The organism is Compostibacter hankyongensis (assembly GCF_039541075.1).
Classification (GTDB): Bacteria; Bacteroidota; Bacteroidia; order Chitinophagales; family Chitinophagaceae; genus Compostibacter; species Compostibacter hankyongensis.
Genome location: NZ_BAABFN010000005.1, coordinates 81,624 through 102,729, shown reverse-complemented (window position 1 = coordinate 102,729; position 21,106 = coordinate 81,624). Strand labels below are relative to the sequence as shown.

Genomic DNA, 21,106 nt, shown 5'->3' with positions numbered 1-21,106 from the left:
CTTCAATTCAAGGAAAATGGCAAAAAAAGACAAAAAGGAAAAAGCTGTACTTACCCCCGCATCGCGTGAATTTCTGAAAACATATCTGAACAATCCTTCTCCCACCGGCTTTGAAAGCAAAGGCCAGAAGCTGTGGCTCGAATACCTGCAGCCGTATATCGACGAATACCTGACCGATCCCTATGGTACCGTAGCGGGTATCATCAATCCCGGCGCTCCTTTTAAGGTGGTCATCGAGGCCCATGCGGATGAAATATCCTGGTTTGTAAAATATATTACCGCTGACGGGCTGATTTATGTCTGCCGTAACGGCGGATCTGACCACCAGATCGCGCCCTCCAAGAGGGTGAACATCCATACGGACAAAGGCGGTATGGTAAAGGCGGTCTTCGGATGGCCGGCCATCCATACCCGTAACCGTACCGACGGAAAGGAGACCCAGCCCAAGATCGAAAACATTTTTCTCGACTGCGGCGCCCGTTCGAAAAAAGAAGTGGAAGCCCTGGGTATTCACGTAGGCTGCGTAATCACCTATGAGGATGGCTATGAGGAGCTGGCCTATAATAATGTGATCTGCCGGGCGCTGGACAACCGCGCCGGGGGCTTTATGATCGCCGAGGTGGCCCGCCTGCTGCATGAAAACAAGAAAAAGCTGCCTTACACCCTCTATATCGTCAACGCGGTGCAGGAGGAAGTGGGTCTCCGCGGGGCGGAGATGATGGCCCGGCGCATCCGTCCTGATGTGGCGATCATTACCGATGTAACGCACGACTCTACCACCCCCATGATCAACAAGGTGCTCGAAGGCGAGATCGCCTGCGGAAAGGGGCCCGTGCTCAGCTATGCGCCCGCGGTGCACAACCTGCTGCTGGAGCTGCTGAGGACTGCGGCGGACAAAAACAAGATACCTTACCAGCTGCTGGCCTCCAGCCGCTACACCGGTACGGATACCGATGCCTTTGCCTATGCCAACGACGGCACCCCCTCTGCGCTGATCTCCCTGCCCCTGCGCTATATGCATACAACAGTGGAAATGATCAACATGGACGATGTGGAGCAGACCATCCTGCTGATGTATCATGCCCTGCTGCAGATCACGCCAAAGACAAAGCTGAGTTATTTCTGATCGTCTGAAACCGACACAGGGAGCGCATGATTGTGCACTCCCGGAACCATATCATTTTGTAAAATCAATTATTATGTGCGAAGCCATCCGTCATGACTGGACCAAGGAAGAGATCAGCGATATCTATCATACTCCCCTGCTGGAGCTGGTATACCGGGCTGCGACCGTCCATCGGCAGTATCAGGATACGGCGGAAGTGCAGGTATGCACATTGCTTTCGGTAAAAACAGGCGGTTGTCCGGAAGACTGTGCTTACTGCCCCCAGGCAGCCCGTTATCACACCGATATCCGTGTTCATGGCCTGATGAAAACCGAAGAGGTGCTGGAATATGCCCGTCGTGCCCGGGAGGCCGGCTCCACGCGTTTCTGCATGGGCGCCGCCTGGCGGGAAGTACGGGACAACCGTGATTTTGACCGGGTACTGGAAATGGTCCGGGGTGTGAATGCCATGGGCATGGAGGTATGCTGTACCCTGGGCATGCTGACGGAAGACCAGGCCCGGAAGCTGCATGATGCGGGTCTGCATGCTTATAATCATAACCTGGATACCTCGCCCGAATATTATGACGAGATCATTCATACCCGTACCTACGATGAGCGGCTGCGTACCCTGGAGCATGTACGCAATGCCGGGGTAACGGTCTGCAGCGGCGGCATCATCGGATTAGGAGAGACCCACGAAGACCGTATCGGCATGCTGCATACCCTGTCCACCCTGCCGCGTCATCCCGAGTCGGTGCCCGTGAATGCTCTGGTACGGGTAAAAGGCACGCCTCTTGAAGACCAGCCCCGCGTGGATGCCTGGGATATGGTAAGGATGATCGCCACCGCCCGGATCATTATGCCGGGGTCTATGGTAAGGCTCAGCGCCGGTCGCACGGAAATGACTATAGCCGAACAGGCCTGGTGCTTCATGGCCGGCGCCAACTCTATCTTTACCGGCGATAAGCTGCTGACCACGCCCAATCCTTCCTTCGACGAGGATCATGCTATGTTTGAATTGCTGGGTTTGAAGGCCCGTAAAGCATTCAAAAACGATCCGGTAAGCGAACCTGCAGTTACCGAAGCCGGATAAAAAATCCTAAAGAAAAGTTAAAGGCAAAAACCGCTTTTCAGGAGTGGTTTGAAGGAATTGTGTTTCATAGACATAACACTATCTTGTTGGAATAAGTCTTTGGGTGAAAAGTAGTGATTATATCACCGAAAAGGCCGTTTGACAAGGCTTTACGGCCGCTCTTCGCGGAAGGTGGTATAGTATTTGCACTTTTCAGGGTGAAATTATTTTTTATCATATTGTCACCCTAAAAGTCCTTTGTCATGAAAAAATTATTTGTAGCAGCTTTTATCGTTGCAGGCTTTGGCATCACCGCCTTTGCCCAGTTACAGCCCAATCAGGTAGCCAATCAACAGGCAGTTCTTACGGACACCGTTCCTACGGACAGCAGCAGCAGTATAGGTGTGCCGTCGGGTACGGATACCACAGCAGCACCCACGGACCAGGCCGCTCCTGCTGACCAGTCAGCACCTACGGATCAGAGCGCTCCTGCTGACCAGGCTCCTGCAGCACCGGACGCATCCGGACAGTAATATCGTATATCCGTAAGCGTTAAGCTTACCCTAACGGTTATTTTTACATGCGGGCGGGTACCCGTATGCCGAGAAGCATCAAAGCTGCTTTCAACACATGAGCAGTGAACATGCAGATGAGCATACGGAGTACCCGTTTCGCATTATTTTCGGCTTTGCTCACCGAGTGTTCGGCATAGAATGAATTGAAGGTCTTGGCCAGGGTATACGCATAGTTGGCTATGACCGACGGGTCCATTTCCGCTGCCGCTGTGCTGATGGCGGAGCGGAATTGCTCCAGCTGGATCAACAGGGCCTTTTCGAGCGGCTCAAGCGGATAATAAGAATCGCCGGTTTTATCGGCGGTGATTCCGGTTAAATCATTATCCGCCGTCTTTCTGAAATCTTCCAGTTCTTCTGCAGTGGGAAGCGGACCTCTTCTCAGGATCGATTGTATCCGTGCATAAGTATATTGTATAAAAGGGCCTGTAAATCCGTGGAAGTCGATAGAGGCCTCCGGGTTAAATACCATTTTCTTTTTGGGGTCCACCCGCAGGAGGTAGAACTTCATCGCACCCAGCCCTATCGTTTCGTAGAGACGTTCCAGCTCCTCTTCCGTGAAGTCGCTTACTTTCCCCAGCTCCCGCGTATGGCGGGCGGCGGTCTGGATCATTTCATCCACGAAGTCGTCAGCATCCACTACGGTGCCCTCCCGGCTTTTCATCTTGCCGGTAGGTAGCTCTACCATGCCGTACGACAGATGATACAGGCCTTCGGCGCCCGGTTCCTGCAGCTGCCGCAGGATCAGCTCCAGCACCCGGAAATGGTAATTCTGCTCATCGGCCACCACGTAGATGCTCTGTTCCATGTGGCAATCCTCGTATTTCACCCGTGCCGTACCCAGGTCCTGCGTGATGTAGACCGAGGTGCCATCTGCCCGGAGGAGGAGCTTTTCATCCAGCCCTTCCCCGGTGAGGTCGATCCATACGGAACCGTCTTCTTTTTTATGCAGGACCCCTTTTTGCAGTCCTTCGGTCACCAGCTCCTTGCCCAGCAGGTAGGTATTGCTTTCATAGTATACCTTGTCAAAATCGATCCCGAGCCGCCGGTAGGTTTCGTCGAACCCTTCGTATACCCAGCTGTTCATGGTTTCCCAGAGCTCCCGTACCACGGGATCGTGCTGTTCCCACTTGCGGAGCATTTCCTGCGCGGCCTTCATGATCGGCGCTTCTTTTTCCGCCGTATCGCCATCCATCCCCCCGGCCGTAAGCTCCGCCACCTGCTCTTTGTATACCTCGTTGAACTTTACGTAATAGTCTCCCACAAAATGATCGCCTTTGATGCCCGTAGAGGCGGGTGTGGCCCCGCCGGCAAACATCTCCCAGGCCACCATGGACTTGCAGATATGGATGCCGCGGTCGTTGACCAGGTTGGCCTTGATGACCTCGTTGCCGTCGGCTTTGAGGATTTCCGCCAGGGCATAGCCCAGGAAGTTGTTCCGCAGGTGACCGAGGTGCAGCGGCTTGTTGGTATTGGGGGAGGAGTATTCGATCATAATCCGGCGGGCGGGCGACGGGGATACGCCTTCCTGCCCGGAGCGGCCCCCGTCAGCCGGCGCTTCTGAAGGCTTCCGCCCGAAGCGCTCCTCATCAAAGTTGTCCCATAGCAGCTTCAGCCAGTAGTCATCGCTGACGGTAAGATTCAGGAATCCCTTTACCACATTATAATGGCTGAACAGGTCGCCATGCTGCCCGGTCAGGTAGTCGCCCAGCTGCCGGCCGGTTTCTTCCGGGCTTTTCCGGCTAAAGCGGGTGAGGGAGAACGTCACAAGGGTGTAATCGCCCTCAAATTCGGGCTTGGTGGTATTGACGGTCAGGTCCACGGCAGGAATGGCCTGCCCGAACAGGGCGGTTATTGCCTTGGCAGCGGCTTCCCGTATCTCCTGAATGAGTGTCATGCGTCGTTTTATTGAGCTGCAAAAATAAGGATGTCGCCCTAAAGATGCCTATAAATAAAGAAAGCCCCGGGATTTTTTGAGGCTAAGCGATTAATCAGGATATTTGTATATATACCTTAATTGCTGAAAGCCATGAGAAGAAATGATCGGAAAGCCCCTGGGGCGGGGGGGACGGGCTTGCTTATTGCCGCCCTGTTTTGGGTTTCCTGCGGTCAGGGAGGACCTTCGGACAATAGCTCCCTGGCTTCGGCGGGTCAGCAGGGCATGGATTCGATCGCCTGGCCGATGGACAGCCTGAGCGGGGCCGGGATGAGGGCGGAGCTGAAATCTGTGGAGATCAGCGTCGATACCGGGGGCACCTATCTTCAGGGAAAGGCCCTGGAGGGCAAAAGCATGCACCTGGACAAAGTGCTGGAGCAGCTGCTCGTGGCGCAGTGGCAGCGCTACGGATCCCTGCCGGATACCCTGAAGCTGCATTTCTCCGACGATATCCTCATGGGCGGGCGGGGAGCCGTGCAGGATAAAATAGACCAGGCCCTGGAAATCCTGCGCGATACGGTTTCGCTGAGCCGGTACCAGATGACCTACCGGAAGACGGGAAACAATCAGAAAGCCCGCCTCCGGCGCGAATACCCCCTGCTTTTTCCGCGGAAAGCCGGGTACTGACAAAATTGCAGCAAGCGGGGCGTTGGCATAATGATTGACGAACCAAGAGAAACAACATTCTTTTATAGGAGGTAATAAAAACTATGGGAAAAATAATTGGCATAGACTTAGGAACTACAAACTCTTGTGTGGCAGTGATGGAAGGCAATGAGCCGGTCGTCATTGCAAATGATGAAGGACGCCGTACCACTCCTTCTGTGGTGGCTTTTCTGAAGAACGGGGAACGCAAGGTGGGGGACCCCGCCAAGCGGCAGGCGATTACCAACCCGGTAAACACCATCACCTCGGTAAAGCGTTTTATGGGGCGGCATTTTGATGAAGTAGGGAACGAGATACCGCACTGGAGCTATAAAGTAGTACGGGGGGATAACAATACCACCCGTATCGATATTGACGGCCGGCTGTATACGCCGCAGGAAATTTCCGCCATGGTGCTGCAGAAGATGAAAAAAACGGCGGAAGACTTTCTGGGACAGGAAGTAACGGAAGCGGTGATCACCGTGCCCGCTTATTTTAACGATGCGCAGCGACAGGCCACCAAGGAAGCCGGTGAAATTGCCGGTCTGAATGTACGCCGTATCATCAACGAACCTACGGCCGCATCCCTGGCCTATGGCCTGGACAAAAAGCATAACGACAGCAAGATTGCCGTGTTTGACCTCGGCGGCGGCACCTTTGATATCTCTATCCTGGAGCTGGGCGACGGGGTATTCGAAGTAAAGTCTACCAGCGGCGATACGCACCTCGGTGGCGACGACTTTGATAAGGTGATCATGGACTGGCTGTCCGAAGAGTTTAAAAAAGACGAAGCGGTGGACCTGCATAAGGACCCTATGGCCTGGCAGCGGCTGAAGGAAGCTGCAGAAAAGGCCAAGATAGAATTGTCCTCTTCGCATGAAACGGAGATCAATCTGCCTTATATCACGGCGGTGGACGGCGCTCCGAAACACCTGGTGCGGAAGCTGACCCGTGCAAAGTTTGAGCAGCTGAGCGACAGCCTTATCGAACGTACGCTGGGTCCCTGCCGTCAGGCTTTGAAGGATGCCGGCCTGAACACTTCCGAGATCGACGAAGTAATCCTCGTGGGCGGTTCCACCCGTATCCCCAAAGTACAGGAAACGGTAGAGCAGTTTTTCGGTAAAAAGCCCAATAAAGGGGTAAACCCCGATGAGGTGGTCGCTGTGGGTGCCGCCATCCAGGGCGGTGTGCTGACCGGGGAAGTAAAAGATGTGCTGTTGCTGGATGTGACCCCCCTGAGCCTGGGCATCGAAACGATGGGCGGCGTGTTCACCAAGCTGATCGAATCCAATACCACCATCCCGAGCAAGAAATCGGAAACCTTTTCCACTGCCTCGGACAACCAGCCCAGCGTGGAGATCCACGTGCTGCAGGGCGAACGGCAGATGGCAAAAGATAACCGTACGCTGGGACGTTTTATCCTGGACGGCATCCCCCCCGCTCCGCGCGGCATGCCCCAGGTGGAAGTAACCTTTGACATCGATGCCAACGGCATCCTGCATGTGACCGCCAAGGATAAGGGAACCGGAAAATCCCAGAATATCCGTATCGAAGCCGGCAGCGGCCTGACCAAGGAAGAGATCGAAAAGATGAAGAACGAGGCCAAGGCCAACGAAGAAGCCGATAAGAAGCAGCGGGAGCAGATCGAAAAGCTGAATCAGGCCGACGGTCTGATCTTCCAGACCGAAAAGCAGCTGAAAGAATATGGCGATAAAGTGCCTGCCGATAAGAAATCGGCTATCGAAGCTGCGCTGACCAAGCTAAAAGATGCGCACAAGCAGCAGGATGTAGCCGCGGTGGATACGGCCATGAACGAGCTGAACCAGGCCTGGACCGCCGCCTCCGAAGATATTTACAAAGCTTCGCAGCAGGCGCCCGGCGCTGAACAGGCCGGTCCTGAACAGGGCGGCGGTACCGATACGGCCGGCAATAACGGAAACGACGGCGACAATGTTACCGATGTGCCTTTTGAAGAAGTGAAGTAAGTATTTTTTCAGCCATATATTATCCAAAAAGCCGGTCCTGCCTGAAGCGGGACCGGCTTTTTTATTCGTTTGGCTTTTCTCTATTCTTCAGCCACCAGCGCCGACAGGGATAACAGCTCTTCATATTTATAAGCTTCCTTTTCGGCGGTAAAGCATTTGGCGGCTTCTTCCAGCAGCGTGCTGATGATCTGCCGGTTGTCCAGGGGGTGGAAATAAGCGGAATCCGGCACCATGGAGATACGTTTCAGGTATACTTCCACATCTTTTGGGGTATATATCTGTCCCTGAAGCGGATCAATATAAAACCGGGCATGGGAAGAGGCAGTTCCGGCGCTTCCACCCATATCGGCCGCAGGCAGGTCGAAATATCCCAGGATGAACTGCCGGGGGATGTTGACCGCATACACGGGCAGATCCAGCATCTCGCAGAGCACCTGGTAAAGGATGCCGATGGTAACGGGATTGCCCTTACGGGATTCGATCACCTGGTTGATAAAAAAATGATTGCGGTGCTGGTAGGATATTTCGGTTCCCTTGATGCCGAAATAGCTATAGACCATGCTGTTGAGCACATTCACCTGTTCCAGCGGGGTCAGGTAATTGTTCAGCTCCAGCCATATGTTGCGCTTGATCTTGTCGATTTCGTTGCGGACCTGGCTGACCGAAAAATCCGGGAACTGGTAACGGGCCATCAGCAGCGCGCCCTGCAGCAGGTCCGGCTGCTGCCGCCAGGAGCGGAAGCCGGCCTGCAGATCCTGGTAGTGCACCCGGTGGATCAGCAGTTCGATGCGTTCCTGCACGGTCTCCTCGAGGGTATGCTCCCAGAGGTCTTCCAGGTTGGGAATGATCTCTTTGCCGTAGTGCAGTATCTTATCCGATACGGTATCAAAAACCTCCTGGTCCGGGTCGTCGATCAGGTGAAACAGCGCTGATATTTCCTTATTCTGCTGCACGTTATTCCACTTTCTTTTTTCTGGGCGCCTTCCGCTTGGGCGGGTTGGCTTTTGCCTCCTCGATAATGGCCTTGCATTCTTCCAGGGTCAGGTCGGCGGCCTGCTCGATCCGGTCCTTCGGTATCCTGTAGTTCCGGAGTCCCTGCTTGATGTAAGGGCCGTAAGGACCGTTCAGTATCTGTATTTTCTCTTTTTCAAATACCTTGATGGTACGTTTGTCCTTGGCTTCCCGCTTTTCGGCAATTAAGGGGGCTACCTCATCCAGCTCCACCGAATAAGGATCCATGTCCTTACGCAGCGAGTAGAATTTTTTGTCGTGCAGGGCATAGGGTCCGAAGCGTCCGATATTGATGGTTACCTCCTGTCCTTCAAACAATCCGATGTTGCGCGGCAGCTTGAAGAGCTCCATCGCTTCGTCCAGCGAAATGGTTTCGATGCTCTGATCCGGTTTCAGCTTGGCAAAGCGGGGCTTCTCCTCGTCTGTGGCCTGGCCGATCTGCACCATGGGGCCATAGCGGCCCATCCGGGCAAAGACGGGTTTCGCGGAAGCGGGATCTTCGCCGAGCAGGCGTTCTCCCTTGACCCGTTCGGCCTTCTCGAGCGTGTTTTCCACATCGTCATGGAAAGGGTGATAGAATTCGTCGATCATCTTGTTCCACCCTTTTTTACCGCGGGCGATCTCGTCGAATTCTTCCTCGATCTTGGCCGTAAAGCCATAGTCCATCACCAGGTCGAAATACTGGTTCAGGAAATCCGTCACCAGCATGCCCAGGTCGGTGGGGAACAGCTTGTTCCGCTCGGCTCCCGTGGTTTCGGTAGCGGTTTCCCGGGTGATATCGTCTTCCTTCAGCTTCAGGATGTGAAAAGTACGTTGCACGCCTTCGCGGTCTTTCTTTTCGACGTATTTTCTTTTCTGGATGGTAGAGATGGTAGGGGCGTAGGTGGAGGGACGGCCGATGCCCAGCTCCTCGAGGCGTTTTACCAGGCTGGCTTCCGTAAGACGGGGAGCGGGACGGGTAAATTTTTCGGTAGCGGTCATCTCCCGGAAGTCCAGGGTCTGGCCTACCGTCATCGGCGGCAGCATACCTTCGTTGTTTTCCTCGCTTTCTTCCTCTTCGTCTTTTCCTTCGAGATACACCTTTAAGAAGCCGTCGAACTTCATCACTTCGCCCGTGGCGCTCAGTATTTCGTGGTTGGTGGAGATGTCGATCTGGGCGATCGTTTTCTCCAACTCGGCATCGCTCATCTGGGAAGCGATGGTGCGTTTCCAGATCAGGTCATACAGCTTGCGGGTATCCGAATCGGCGATGCTGCTGGTACCCATATAGGTCGGGCGGATGGCCTCGTGGGCTTCCTGGGCCGACTCATTCTTGTTTTTGTACTTGCGGGCCTGGTAGTATTTATCCCCGTAGCTTTCCCGGATCACGTTTCTGCAATCCTCCATGGCAGTATCCGACAGGTTTACCGAATCGGTACGCATATAGGTGATCTGCCCGTTCTCATACAGCTTCTGCGCCAGCAGCATGGTTTTTGAAACGCTGTAGCCGAGCTTGCGGCTGGCCTCCTGCTGCAGGGTGGAGGTGGTAAAGGGTGCAGAGGATGACTTGCGGGCGGGCTTTACCTGTATGTCCTTAACGGTATAGGCGGCTTTCCGGCAGGATTCGAGGAAGGCTTCCGCAGACTGGAGGTCGTCGAAGCGGCGGGGGCCTTCGGCTTTAAAGACCACCGGCTTGCCGTTGATATCGCTGGCCGTGAACCAGGCTTCCACGCGGAAGCTGCTGACGGGTTTGAAGGCGTTGATATCCCGTTCCCGTTCCACGATCAGCCGCACTGCCACCGATTGTACCCGTCCGGCGGACAGTGAATTTTTGACGCTCATCTTCCGCCACAATACGGGAGAAAGCTCAAAGCCCACGATACGGTCCAGCACCCGGCGGGCCTGCTGTGCATTGACCAGGTCCATGTTGAGCAGGCGGGGTTCCTGCACGGCGGCCTGGATGGCCGGCTTGGTGATTTCGTGAAAAACGATCCTTTTCGTGGTGTGGGGATCCAGCCCCAGTACCTCGCAAAGATGCCAGGAGATGGCTTCCCCCTCCCGGTCCTCATCCGTGGCCAGCCAGACTTCCTCGGCGCTTTTCGAAAGCTTTTTCAGCTCTTTTACTACTTTTTCCTTTTCTTCGGGAATGATATAAGAAGGGGTATAATTATTTTTCAGGTCAATGCCCATATCGCCCTTTTGCAGGTCGCGGATATGACCGTAACATGATTTTACCTCGAAATCCTTGCCCAGTATTTTCTCAATCGTCTTTGCCTTAGCCGGCGACTCCACGATCAGCAGGTTTTTTGCCATTTTTTGCCATTCTGTTTGTGCAAGTATATAATAATACCCTCAAAATAAAAAATCAGGTTGACCAGCGGCGCCCGCTCCGGTTCCCCCGGCCGCGCATTTGACATAACAATAGTATATTCGTCCTCAATTCTTTTGTTTATGGATATTGTAATTATCGGCTCGGGTAATGTAGCGCATTGTTTCAGCCACCGGCTGCAGCTCAACGGTCACCAGATCCGGCAGGTGATCAGCCGGAACAGGGAACATGCCCGGGAGCTGGCCGAGCAGCTGAATACGCCCTACAGCGATGATCTGCTGGATATTGACATGAATGCGGACGTATACCTTATCGCCATACAGGACGACGCCATCCCGGCGGTCAACCAGGAGTTGCGGCTGGGCAAGCGCATCGTGGCCCACACCGCCGGAGCGGTGCCGCTGGATGCCATCCGGAACATATCGGTAAACACCGGAGTGATCTATCCCCTGCAGAGCCTGCGCAGGGAGATGCGTGAGGTGGAAAAGATCCCGCTGCTGCTGGAAGCCGCCAATGAAATGACGCTCCGGCGCCTGGGAGCGCTGGCGGAAGCCCTCTCGGAACAGGTGGTGACCGCCGATTCCGAAAAAAGGCTGCAGCTGCATCTTGCCGCCGTATTGTCCAATAACTTCACCAATCACCTCATCGCCCGCTGTGAGGACTATTGCGAAAAACGGGGACTCGATTTCGGGTTGCTGCGGCCCATCCTGCACGAAACCTTCCAGCGGATAGAACGCAATGATGCCCGGCAGGTGCAGACCGGACCCGCCTACCGCAACGATGTCACTACCCTGGAGCTGCACCGCGGTCAGCTGAAGGATAATCCGGATCTTTTACAGCTTTACGAAGTATTGAGTAACGACATCCGTCAGTTTTACGACGTGGAGCGGAAAGCGCCTTAAAGCGTTCTTCCTGCATTTGGGATTGGCCGTTTAACCGTGGCATCGTAATTTGCAGCCGGTTCCGGCGATATCCGCCGTTTACCGATGAGCCTGCTGTCTTTTGCTTTAAGTATTTCTGAATGAACGTACTGGAACTTTTTCGGACGGTCCGCACTTTTGCTTTTGATGTGGACGGCGTAATGACCGACGGCACCCTGCAGCTGCTCGAAAACGGGGCGTTGTCGCGGAAAATGTATATCCGTGACGGTTATGCACTGCAGCTGGCGGTGAAGAAAGGATACCGGGTAGTAGTGATCTCCGGGGGAAGCGCCGGCAGCGTCAGGAGCAGGCTTGAGAGCCTGGGGATAAAAGACATTTTCCTCGGTGTTCAGGATAAGGCTTCGGTGCTGGCCGGCTATGTGGCGGAGCACGAGCTGGAATGGTCTTCCCTGCTCTATATGGGCGACGACGTGCCGGACTATACCGCCATGCAGATGACCGGTATACCGGTATGCCCTGCGGATGCGGCGCCCGAAATAAAGGCGATATGCCGCTATACATCCCCCTTCAGCGGAGGAAAAGGATGCGTCCGGGATGTGATCGAAAAGGTGCTGAAGCTGCACCATCACTGGGAGGTAAACTAAAAAAACGAATTTAGGATGAACCCGTTGTCCGCCTTCCTGAAACTGATCCGGTATCCCAACCTGATCTATATATTCCTTACGCAGTACCTGCTGCAGTACGCCGTTATCCGCCCCGTATATCTGCGCAGTGACATGCAGGCGACGCTGGGCCACGGCGCTTTTTTTCTGCTGTCTCTGGCCACCGTGCTGATTGCTGCCGCCGGCTATATCATCAATGATTATTTTGACGTCAATATCGACCAGATCAATAAGCCCGATAAGATCATCATTGACAAATACATCAGCCGCCGCTGGGCCATGCTCTGGCACACCTTGCTGAACGTTGCCGGCGTGGGGCTGGGGTTTGCCATTGCCTGGTCCATCGGCCGGCCTTTGCTCGGCTTTACCCAGCTGATGTGCACGGGGCTGCTGTGGTTTTATTCCACGGCTTACAAGCGTCAGTTGCTGATCGGGAATGTGGTCATCTCGCTGCTGACGGCGCTTACCGTAATGGTGGTAGGCTTTTACGAACCGCAGCTATACAGCGGGGTAACGCCACAGTCGGCGGTGCCGGCTTATCTTTTACTGCGGGTCATCCTGGCGTATGCTGTTTTTGCCTTCCTGCTGTCGCTGGTACGGGAGATGGTAAAAGACCTGGAGGATATAAAGGGCGATGATAAGGAAGGCTGCCGTACTTTTCCGATCGTATACGGGGTGAATGCCAGCAAAGACTTTGCCGCTGCATTGCTGTGGCTGCTGATCGCTGCCATCGTTTATGCACAATTCAGGGTCGTTCAGTGGGGATGGTATGCCGCCGCTGCTTACCTGCTGGTACTGGTTCAGCTGCCGGCAGCCGCGGTCATCTACCGGCTCCGCCGCGCGTCCGGCCCCGCAGGGTTTCACCGGGTAAGCAACCTCATCAAGCTGGTTATGCTGACGGGTATCCTGAGCATGTTGTTTTTTAAAATCCATTTTTAATGCGTCAGCGCAGCGTTATACTTGCGTCGCAATCGCCCAGGCGCAGCGCCCTGCTGGAACAGGCAGGTATTGATTTTACCATTCGTGTAAAGCCGGTTGCAGAAGTTTTCCCGCCCGGCATGCCGGTGACGGAAGCCCCTGCTTATATTGCGCGAAACAAGGCAAAGGCGGTGGAGCCGCTGTGTCTGCCGGAAGAGGTTATCCTGGCGGCGGATACGCTGGTGGAGCTGGAAGGGCAGCCGCTGGGCAAGCCCCGCGACGGACAGGAAGCCCTGGAAATGCTGACGCGCCTCTCCGGAAAAACCCACCGGGTGATTACCGGCGTATGTCTGTCGTGCGGCGGTAAGGAAAAGGTATTTTCGGAGATCACGGCCGTTACCTTCCGGCGGCTTTCCGAAGCGCAGATACGTTATTATGTCGACCGTTACCGTCCTTTTGATAAAGCAGGGGCCTATGCTATCCAGGAGTGGATCGGGCTGATCGGCGTGGAGCGGATTGACGGGGATTACTACAATGTCATGGGCCTTCCGGTGGGCCGGGTGGCGGAGGAGCTGCGGGCTTATCGCTGAGTTCAAATAAAAGTTTCACTTTAGGGCAACTTTTTGTACCTTTGCTGTACATTAACCTATAGCGCTGTGCCGAAAAGGCGAACGATTATTTTTTACAAAGACTATTTCCAAACTTTCTTTGAAAAACAGCGGGACAAGGTAAAAGATAAAATTATCTGGACCCTTGAGCTGATTGAAGAAATGGAAAGGATTCCGGAAATTTATCTGAAGCATATTGAACAAACGGAAGGACTTTTTGAAATAAGGGTACAGCAAGGCAGTGATATTTTCCGGATTTTCTGTTTTTTCGATAAAGGACAACTGATTGTCCTGACAAGCGGTTTTCAGAAGAAAACGCAAAAAACACCCAAAAAGGAAATAGAAAAGGCCCTTAAAATAAAAGAAGAATATGAAAGCGAAGGCAAATAACCGGACGACCCTTGAGCAGTTTAAGGATAAGAACTATGGAAAACGGGGTGCGCCCCGACGTGAGGAGCTTGAGGCAGGCTATAAAGATTTTAAAATCGGAGCTTTAATTCAGGAAGCCCGTCTTGAGAAAGGATGGACACAGGAGGAACTTGCTGAGCGGGTAGGTACCACCAAATCGTATATTTCAAAAATAGAGAACAACATAAAAGAGGTACGCATCTCAACGCTTCAGCGGATCGTGGAGCATGGATTAGGCGGAAAATTACAACTCCAGATCAAGCTCTGACCATTTGGTTCGCGCTGAGTAAATTCATCACTCCAGCACCAGCAGGTTCACCCCTTTGTTTTGCAGCCAGGCGGCATTTTTCAGCTTTTCCAGGTTGATCATTCCCACCACGTAGTGGTTGTCCGGCGATTCATATTTCTCGCTGATGGTATAAAAATCCGCCAGGTCCACCTGCCCCGTTTTTTTATACCGCAGATAGATCTTTAGCTGGATATCGTTGGTCAGGGCGAGAGAGTTGCGCTGGGCGATCTTTTTGTATTCGTAGTGGTAGTTGTAGGTCAGCGCCGAGATGTCCGACAATACCGCGCTGCCGGTGGCGGTGCCGCCGGCCCCCTTGCCGACGAAAAACTGGTTTTCCGAGAAAGAGCTTTCCACGAGTATGCCGTTGTATTCGTTGGATACGTCGCTGAGCAGGTGATGCCCGGTGATCAGGTGGGGCAGCACATAGGTGACCACATGCCCGTTCTGCCGCCTGCATTTGGCGATCAGCTTGATGGTGCCGCTGCGCTGCCGCGCATAGTTGATGTCAAAATCGTTGAGGTGGCTGATGCCGAAGTTGAACACCTCGTCCGGTTGTACAAAGGTACCGAAGGCATGCAGCAGCAAGATGCAGATCTTGAACTTGGGGTCAAACCCCTCTATGTCCAGCGTGGGATCCGTTTCGGCAAATCCCTTTTCCTGTGCCTGCCGCAGGGCCGTATCGAAATCCAGCTGCTCTTCAAAGATCTTGGTAAGAATATAATTCGTAGAGCCGTTGCAGATACCTTCCACGGCATTGAGCAGGTCGTTGTCGTAGTATTCCTCCAGGTTGCGGATAATGGGTATGCTGGCGCAGCAGGCGCCTTCATACAGAAAGGGTACGTGGTATTGCTGCTGCAGGGTGTACAGCGTGCCCAGATTCTCGGCGATCATCCGTTTGCTGGCGCTTACCACCGCTTTGCCGTTCCGCAGGGCAGTGGCCACGATGTCGAAGGCGGCCGCGGTATCGTTGATCAGCTCCACGACCACGTCGATGGAAGGATCGCTGAGGATATCTTCCTTGTCGGTGGTAAAATAGCTCTGGTCTATGGGCCGTGGCTTGTCGGGATCCTTGATGCAGATCTTTTTGATTCTGGCATTGATGCCCCGGGTTTTGTTCAGCACTTCATACAGTCCCTGTCCTACACAGCCAAATCCGAATATGCCCAGGTTGATCAGCTTTTTTTCCATAAAATCGTTTTTATGCGGTAGTCTTTTTATGGCTTTTATAACTCTTCTTCAGAGGTGGAATAATCCTTCAGCAGCTGCCGGTAACGGTTCAGGAGACTGGACTTGGATACAAAGCCCAGGAATTTCTTTCCATTGGTCACAGGAAGGTTCCAGGCTCCTGTTTCATCGAACTTCTTCATCACCTGCTGCATCGGCTCCTGTACGTCTATGAAGGCCGGCGGATTTTTCATCAGCTGCCGGATATGGGTGGAATCATACAGTTCGGTGTTGAACATTACCTCCTTGACGTCGTCCAGTACAATAATTCCTTCCAGCTCCCCGGCGTCGTTTACCACCCCGAAAAGATTACGGCTGCTGATCTTGATCAGCGCTACCAGCTCCCGCAGCGTGGCTTCGGGGGAGATGATGCGGATATCCTTTTCGATGATATCGCCGGTATGCAGCAGGGACAGCAGGTTGCGGTCGTGCTGCCGGGTAAAGACCTGTCCTTTGTCCACCAGCCTTTTTACCTCCAGCGAATAGGGGGAAAAGCGCCGCACGATCAGGTAGGAGGTGGTGGATACGATCATCAGCGGGATAAACAGATCGTACCCGCCGGTGGCTTCCGCGATCAGGAAGATGCTGGTCAGCGGCGCATACATGATGCCGCTCATGGCGCCGGCCATGCCTACGATGGCAAAATTGGCGATGGGCAATTCCACCCAGCCGGCCATAGAAAGGGCATAAGCAAAGCAATAGCCGAGAAAGGCGCCCGCAAAAAGGGAGGGGGCAAAGTTACCCCCGTTGCCGCCACTCGAGATGGTAACGGTGGTGGCAAACACCTTGGCCAGGCAGATCAGTCCTACAAAGACCAGGACGGCCCAGGAATGCTGGATCAGGTTTACATAAAGGCTGCCCGTCAGCAGGCTGGCCCCGCTCTGGTCCACCAGCACCTTGATGCTTTCATAGCCGTCTCCGAAAAGCGGCGGGAAGAAGAAGCAGAGCAGCGACAGGGCAGCGCCTCCGATGATGCCCCGGAGAAAGACCCGCCCCCGGTACCGCTCGAAAAAATGATCCACGCGGTTGGCCATCAGCATATAGTAGCGCGAGTATAAGCCGCTCAGCACCCCCAGCGCCAGGTAAAAGGGAACATTCCAGTAGTTGAAGTCCTGCTTGAGCCGGAAATGCAGGATGATCTCATCGCCCAGGATGATCTTGGACAAGAGGGCGCCGCAGACCGAGGCGATGATCAGGGGGATAAAATCCGAAAATACCACGCCGGCCAGCAATACCTCCATGGCAAACATCACACCGGCAATGGGAGCGTCGAAGGCGGCGGCGATACCTGCCGCTGCGCCGGCGGCCAGCAGGAGGGTGCGCTCTTTGTAATTCAGCCGGTAGGTGCGGGCATAGTTGGAGCCGATGGCGGCGCCGGTAATGGCGATCGGGCTTTCCAGGCCCGCAGAGCCCCCCAGTCCCACGGTCACCGCCCCCTGGATGATCTGCGAATACATCTTTCGCGGGTCCACCATACTCGATTTCTGCGCGATCTCCGAGAGCACTTTCGGGATGCCTTTACCATCCTTTCCCTTTAACACAAAACGTACGATCACCACCGTGAGGAGGATGCCGAGAAAGGGAAAGATCAGGTAAAAAAGCAGCTGATAGGGAAGGTGATAGTCCTGTGTGATAAACAGGTGGATGAAATGGACCAGCGCCTTCAGCAGCACCCCGGCCAAGCCGGCCGTGCATCCGACCAGGATACCGGAAAGGGTGAGGAACTGGTTGCGCCGCAGCTTTTTATGGAGCCATTCCAGGGGCACTTCGTGGTGGCGGATAACTTCGGCGCTTTTTTCTTCCAGATCGCGGAAGCTGCGCAGAAACCGGTAGTATTTTCGGATGTTTTGCAAGACGGCATTGTAGGTGAATGCCTTGCAAAATTACAGGGAATGCGCCAAACGGACAATCGGACGGGCATAAATTTGTCTAAAAGCCGGGAAAGGATTATATTTAGAATGAATTATATTTAGAAATGCTCCTCTCCGAAAAACTGCTCCAGTACTGCTGGCGTTACCGCCATTACAATGCCCGGTCGCTTTGTACCGCAGCCGGAGCGCCGGTAGAGGTAATACAGCCGGGGCTGCCCAATACTGACGCCGGTCCCGATTTTATGCAGGCCCGGATCCGTATCGGCGACGCTGTTCTGGCCGGCCATGTGGAGATCCATCTCAAAGCGTCCGACTGGTACCGGCACCGCCACGGACAGGATCCTGCTTATGGAAATGTGATCCTCCACGTCGTCTGGGAAAACGACCGCCCCGTAACCGAGCTGGAAGAAAAGGGCATACCTGCGCTCGAGCTGCGGGACCGTATTCCCGGTCTGCTGCTGGAAAAATACGAACGGCTGATGGAGCATCCGGGTTTTGTACCCTGCTCCGCCCAGCTGGGACAGGTCGATGAACAGGTATGGCTGGGATGGAAAGAACGGCTGGTGATAGAGCGGCAGGAGGTAAAGACGGAGTTGCTGGAGCGCTGGTTGGAGGAAACGGCCAATGACTGGGAAACGGTTTTCTACCGCGCCCTGGGCCGGAGCCTCGGAGGGCCGGTAAACGGCGATGCCCTGGAAGGAGTGTGCCGTGCGCTGCCCCTGAAGATACTGGCGCGGCACAGGGACCAGCTGTTGCAGCTGGAGGCCCTGTTCTTCGGACAGGCCGGCCTGCTCGAAGCCAAGTTTTCCGACGCCTATCCGCGCCAGCTTCAGCAGGAGTATCGCTTTTTGCAGCGGAAGTACAGCCTCCTGCCCGTATCGGGATATTACTGGAAATGGCTGCGCATGCGGCCTTCCGCCTTTCCTTCGCTCAGGATCGCCCAGCTGGCAATGCTGATGTATACGACGGATCACCTGTTTTCCGGGATGCTCGAAGCCGGCACCGCGGCGCGACTGGAACAGCTGTTGTCCGTACAGGCCGGCGGTTACTGGGATACCCATTACCGGTTTGACCAGCTCTCGCCCCGACGGGAGAAGAAGCTGGGGCTGACCAGCGTGAGGATGCTGATCATCAACACCGTGGTGCCCATGCTGGTCCTGTACGGACGGCTGAAAGGGATGGACCGGTATACTGAAAAGGCGCTTGCGTTGTTACAGGTGCTGCCTGCGGAGCAGAACCGCATTACCCGGCGCTGGCAGGAGCTGGGCGTAACACACCGCTGCGCTTCGGACAGCCAGGCCCTGCTGCACCTCAAGAAACATTATTGCGACGAACGGCGTTGTCTGGACTGCCGGATAGGCATACGCCTCATTCATGAACCGTAGCTTCTTCCGCCGGATGCCAGTTGAAGACCACCGACTGGCGGATATCCGGGTGAATGCTTTTGGCTACCGGGCAATTGAGCGCCGCCTGTTCCAGCCGGGTACGCTCTTCCGGAGAAAGGTCAAGGTCCGGGGGGAAATCGATCTTCACCTTTACTTCGGTGATGCGGCGCGGGTCGGTACCCATAACCTTTTCGATGCTGATCCGGGTATTTTCGAGCGGGAGCTGCCTTTGCCGGGCCACAATGCCCATGATCGTCATCATACAGGAACCCAGGGCCGTGGCCACCAGATCGGTAGGGGAAAACCTTTCTCCTTTGCCGTTGTTATCGGTGGGCGCATCGGTTTCGATAACGCTTCCGGAGCGCAGGTGCGTGGCCGTGGTGCGGAGCGCTCCCTCGTAGACGATTTTTGAAGTCATTTATATAAATTTGCCTAAATTTACGTTAAGAGTACCAGACCAACAATATAACCCGTGCGTAAACCGATACTTGTACTTGCGTTGTTGCTGCTTGCGGCAACAGTACATGCCCAGGACGCCGCCAGCCGGCGGGATAAGAAAGAGCAACGGAAGCTACAGCAAACCCGGGTGATGCGCCGGGAGGAAGAAGGCGATTTTATTTACCAGCATGAGTTTAATGTCGCCGGACGTCTGAATACAGACGGATGGAGCGCCTATCTCGAATATGGCAGAAGGGTTAGCAATACCACCACCACCATGCTTCAGTTCGAGGCGGGGGAACGCAAGGACCCGAAGGAAGATAAGACGGCGCGGACCTATTTTGACCAGTATGGGTACGGCTCCTCCGGGGTGCCTTTTGTATATGGAAAGGAAAACATCTTCTACCAGCTGAAGCTCGGGCTGGGGCAACGCCGGATGATCGGAGGCAAAGGCAACAAGAACGGGGTAGAGGTATCCGCGGTTTATCTGGGCGGTCTGGCATTGGCCATGCTGCGTCCTTACTACGTTCAGGCCGAAGACGCCGGCGGCATCCGATATGTAAAATATACCGAGGAAACCAAGGAGCTGTTTCTGAGTCCCGTCGGAGGCAGCGGTCTCAAGCGGGGCTGGGATGAGCTCAAGGTGGTGCCGGGCCTCCATGGAAAATTGGGGATGCGGTTCGACTGGGCAGAATTTAACAAGGTGGTGAGCGCGCTTGAGGTGGGGGTCAACGCAGAGGTATATTCCAAAAAGATCAACATCATGGTGGGGCATCCCGGCAAGCAGTTTTTCTTTGATGCCTACGTCAGCCTGATACTGGGAAAACGCTGGTAACTTTTGTGCCGGATATTTGTTAAAGAAGCAGCCGAAGATAAAAAGGAGATTTATGGAAGCACCGACAGTCCCGGAGCAGCAGGAGCAGCAGAAAAAACCGAACTGGCTGCGGGTACGCCTGCCGATAGGAGAGAACTACAAACAGGTACGCAGCCTGGTCGATACCTATAAGTTACATACCATTTGCGAAAGCGGCAACTGTCCCAATATGGGAGAGTGCTGGGGAGCCGGAACGGCTACCTTTATGATCCTGGGAAACGTCTGTACCCGGAGCTGCGGATTTTGTGCGGTGGCGACGGGGCGCCCGGAGGCGGTGGACTGGGATGAGCCGCAGCGCGTGGCGGAAGCCATTTACCTGATGAAGGTCAAGCATGCCGTAATTACCTCGGTAGACCGCGACGAGCTGGCCGATGGGGGCTCGGTGATCTGGGCCAATACGGTGCGGGCCGTGCGGGCGCTGAATCCGGAAACCACCCTGGAAACGCTGATACCTGATTTTAAGGGCAACCATCCCAATATCGACCGCGTCATTGAAGTAGCGCCGGAGGTGGTGTCGCACAACCTGGAGACCGTGGAACGGCTGACCCGGCAGGTACGGATACAGGCAAAATACCACCGCAGCCTGGAGGTGATTCGCTACCTGAAAGCCGGCGGCATGCGTACCAAAAGCGGGATCATGCTGGGACTGGGCGAGACGCGGGAAGAAGTGATCCGGTCCATGGAAGACCTCCGGGATAACGGCTGTGATGTAGTTACGCTGGGGCAATATCTTCAGCCCACGCGGAAGCATCTGCCCGTAGCGCGGTTTATACATCCCGATGAATTTGCGGAATACCGGGAGATAGGTTACGCCCTCGGTTTGGATTATGTGGAAAGCGGCCCCCTGGTACGCTCTTCCTATCATGCCGAAAAGCACCTTTTCAGCGGCCGGCCGGAGAAAAGCCGCTGAG

At 54.6% G+C, this 21,106-nt stretch carries 20 protein-coding genes; 14 read left to right on the top strand and 6 right to left on the bottom strand.

Annotation, left to right across the window (positions count from 1 at the left end; genetic code table 11):
- The first annotated feature begins 16 nt into the window (after positions 1-16).
- From ABD851_RS10915 to ABD851_RS10905, 3 genes are all read left to right on the top strand, one after another.
- The gene (locus ABD851_RS10915; RefSeq protein WP_344979120.1) at positions 17-1,126 is read left to right on the top strand and encodes a M42 family metallopeptidase; all 1,110 of its coding nucleotides are present in this window, start codon (positions 17-19) and stop codon (positions 1,124-1,126) included.
- A 73-nt stretch (positions 1,127-1,199) separates the two neighbouring features.
- Positions 1,200-2,201, top strand: a complete 1,002-nt coding sequence (bioB, locus tag ABD851_RS10910; RefSeq protein WP_344979118.1) for a biotin synthase BioB — start codon at positions 1,200-1,202, stop codon at positions 2,199-2,201.
- Positions 2,202-2,443: 242 nt separating this feature from the next.
- A complete protein-coding gene (locus tag ABD851_RS10905; RefSeq protein ID WP_344979116.1) occupies positions 2,444-2,713 on the top strand; it encodes a hypothetical protein in 270 nt (89 codons plus the stop codon).
- 43 nt (positions 2,714-2,756) lie between these two features.
- On the opposite strand, the gene argS is transcribed toward ABD851_RS10905, so the two are convergent.
- A complete protein-coding gene (gene argS / locus ABD851_RS10900) occupies positions 2,757-4,649 on the bottom strand; it encodes an arginine--tRNA ligase (protein ID WP_344979114.1) in 1,893 nt (630 codons plus the stop codon).
- Between the two features lie 132 nt (positions 4,650-4,781).
- On the opposite strand from argS, the gene ABD851_RS10895 reads away from it, so the two are divergent.
- Positions 4,782-5,315 (top strand): hypothetical protein, encoded by a 534-nt coding sequence (locus ABD851_RS10895; protein ID WP_344979112.1) that lies wholly within the window; start codon positions 4,782-4,784, stop codon positions 5,313-5,315.
- An 83-nt stretch (positions 5,316-5,398) separates the two neighbouring features.
- The gene (gene dnaK, locus ABD851_RS10890) at positions 5,399-7,318 is read left to right on the top strand and encodes a molecular chaperone DnaK (RefSeq protein WP_344979110.1); all 1,920 of its coding nucleotides are present in this window, start codon (positions 5,399-5,401) and stop codon (positions 7,316-7,318) included.
- Between the two features lie 80 nt (positions 7,319-7,398).
- Here dnaK and ABD851_RS10885 read toward each other — a convergent pair whose 3' ends face one another.
- Positions 7,399-8,271 (bottom strand): transglutaminase-like domain-containing protein, encoded by an 873-nt coding sequence (locus ABD851_RS10885; RefSeq protein ID WP_344979108.1) that lies wholly within the window; start codon positions 8,269-8,271, stop codon positions 7,399-7,401.
- A 1-nt stretch (position 8,272) separates the two neighbouring features.
- A complete protein-coding gene (gene topA / locus ABD851_RS10880) occupies positions 8,273-10,621 on the bottom strand; it encodes a type I DNA topoisomerase (protein WP_344979106.1) in 2,349 nt (782 codons plus the stop codon).
- Positions 10,622-10,759: 138 nt separating this feature from the next.
- Here topA and ABD851_RS10875 point away from each other — a divergent pair, with 138 nt between their 5' ends.
- From ABD851_RS10875 to ABD851_RS10850, 6 genes are all read left to right on the top strand, one after another.
- Positions 10,760-11,539: a Rossmann-like and DUF2520 domain-containing protein gene (locus tag ABD851_RS10875; RefSeq protein ID WP_344979104.1), complete on the top strand. Its 780-nt coding sequence runs from the start codon at positions 10,760-10,762 to the stop codon at positions 11,537-11,539.
- 119 nt (positions 11,540-11,658) lie between these two features.
- Positions 11,659-12,162, top strand: a complete 504-nt coding sequence (locus ABD851_RS10870) for a KdsC family phosphatase (protein ID WP_344979102.1) — start codon at positions 11,659-11,661, stop codon at positions 12,160-12,162.
- 15 nt (positions 12,163-12,177) lie between these two features.
- Positions 12,178-13,119, top strand: coding sequence for a geranylgeranylglycerol-phosphate geranylgeranyltransferase (locus ABD851_RS10865; protein ID WP_344979100.1), 942 nt, complete (start codon positions 12,178-12,180; stop codon positions 13,117-13,119).
- Positions 13,119-13,688 (top strand): Maf family nucleotide pyrophosphatase, encoded by a 570-nt coding sequence (locus ABD851_RS10860; protein WP_344979098.1) that lies wholly within the window; start codon positions 13,119-13,121, stop codon positions 13,686-13,688. The genes ABD851_RS10865 and ABD851_RS10860 overlap by 1 nt, the downstream gene beginning before the upstream one ends.
- Before the next feature lie 66 nt (positions 13,689-13,754).
- Positions 13,755-14,096, top strand: coding sequence for a type II toxin-antitoxin system RelE/ParE family toxin (locus ABD851_RS10855; RefSeq protein WP_344979096.1), 342 nt, complete (start codon positions 13,755-13,757; stop codon positions 14,094-14,096).
- On the top strand, positions 14,077-14,382 hold the full coding sequence (locus ABD851_RS10850) for a helix-turn-helix domain-containing protein (protein WP_344979094.1): 306 nt from the start codon (positions 14,077-14,079) through the stop codon (positions 14,380-14,382). Before ABD851_RS10855 ends, ABD851_RS10850 begins: the two co-directional genes overlap by 20 nt.
- Positions 14,383-14,409: 27 nt before the next feature.
- On the opposite strand, the gene ABD851_RS10845 is transcribed toward ABD851_RS10850, so the two are convergent.
- Both ABD851_RS10845 and ABD851_RS10840 read right to left on the bottom strand, forming a co-directional pair.
- Entirely contained in the window at positions 14,410-15,591 is a 1,182-nt protein-coding gene (locus tag ABD851_RS10845; RefSeq protein ID WP_344979092.1) for a homoserine dehydrogenase, read from the bottom strand.
- A 35-nt stretch (positions 15,592-15,626) separates the two neighbouring features.
- Positions 15,627-17,480 (bottom strand): chloride channel protein, encoded by a 1,854-nt coding sequence (locus ABD851_RS10840; RefSeq protein ID WP_344979090.1) that lies wholly within the window; start codon positions 17,478-17,480, stop codon positions 15,627-15,629.
- Between the two features lie 122 nt (positions 17,481-17,602).
- Here ABD851_RS10840 and ABD851_RS10835 point away from each other — a divergent pair, with 122 nt between their 5' ends.
- The gene (locus tag ABD851_RS10835) at positions 17,603-18,883 is read left to right on the top strand and encodes a DUF2851 family protein (protein ID WP_344979088.1); all 1,281 of its coding nucleotides are present in this window, start codon (positions 17,603-17,605) and stop codon (positions 18,881-18,883) included.
- Here the strand turns inward: ABD851_RS10835 and ABD851_RS10830 are convergent.
- A complete protein-coding gene (locus ABD851_RS10830; RefSeq protein WP_344979086.1) occupies positions 18,867-19,301 on the bottom strand; it encodes an OsmC family protein in 435 nt (144 codons plus the stop codon). The genes ABD851_RS10835 and ABD851_RS10830 overlap by 17 nt on opposite strands.
- A gap of 54 nt (positions 19,302-19,355) precedes the next feature.
- On the opposite strand from ABD851_RS10830, the gene ABD851_RS10825 reads away from it, so the two are divergent.
- Both ABD851_RS10825 and lipA read left to right on the top strand, forming a co-directional pair.
- A complete protein-coding gene (locus ABD851_RS10825; protein WP_344979083.1) occupies positions 19,356-20,156 on the top strand; it encodes a hypothetical protein in 801 nt (266 codons plus the stop codon).
- A gap of 52 nt (positions 20,157-20,208) precedes the next feature.
- The gene (gene lipA, locus ABD851_RS10820) at positions 20,209-21,105 is read left to right on the top strand and encodes a lipoyl synthase (RefSeq protein ID WP_344979081.1); all 897 of its coding nucleotides are present in this window, start codon (positions 20,209-20,211) and stop codon (positions 21,103-21,105) included.
- Position 21,106: the final 1 nt, after the last annotated feature.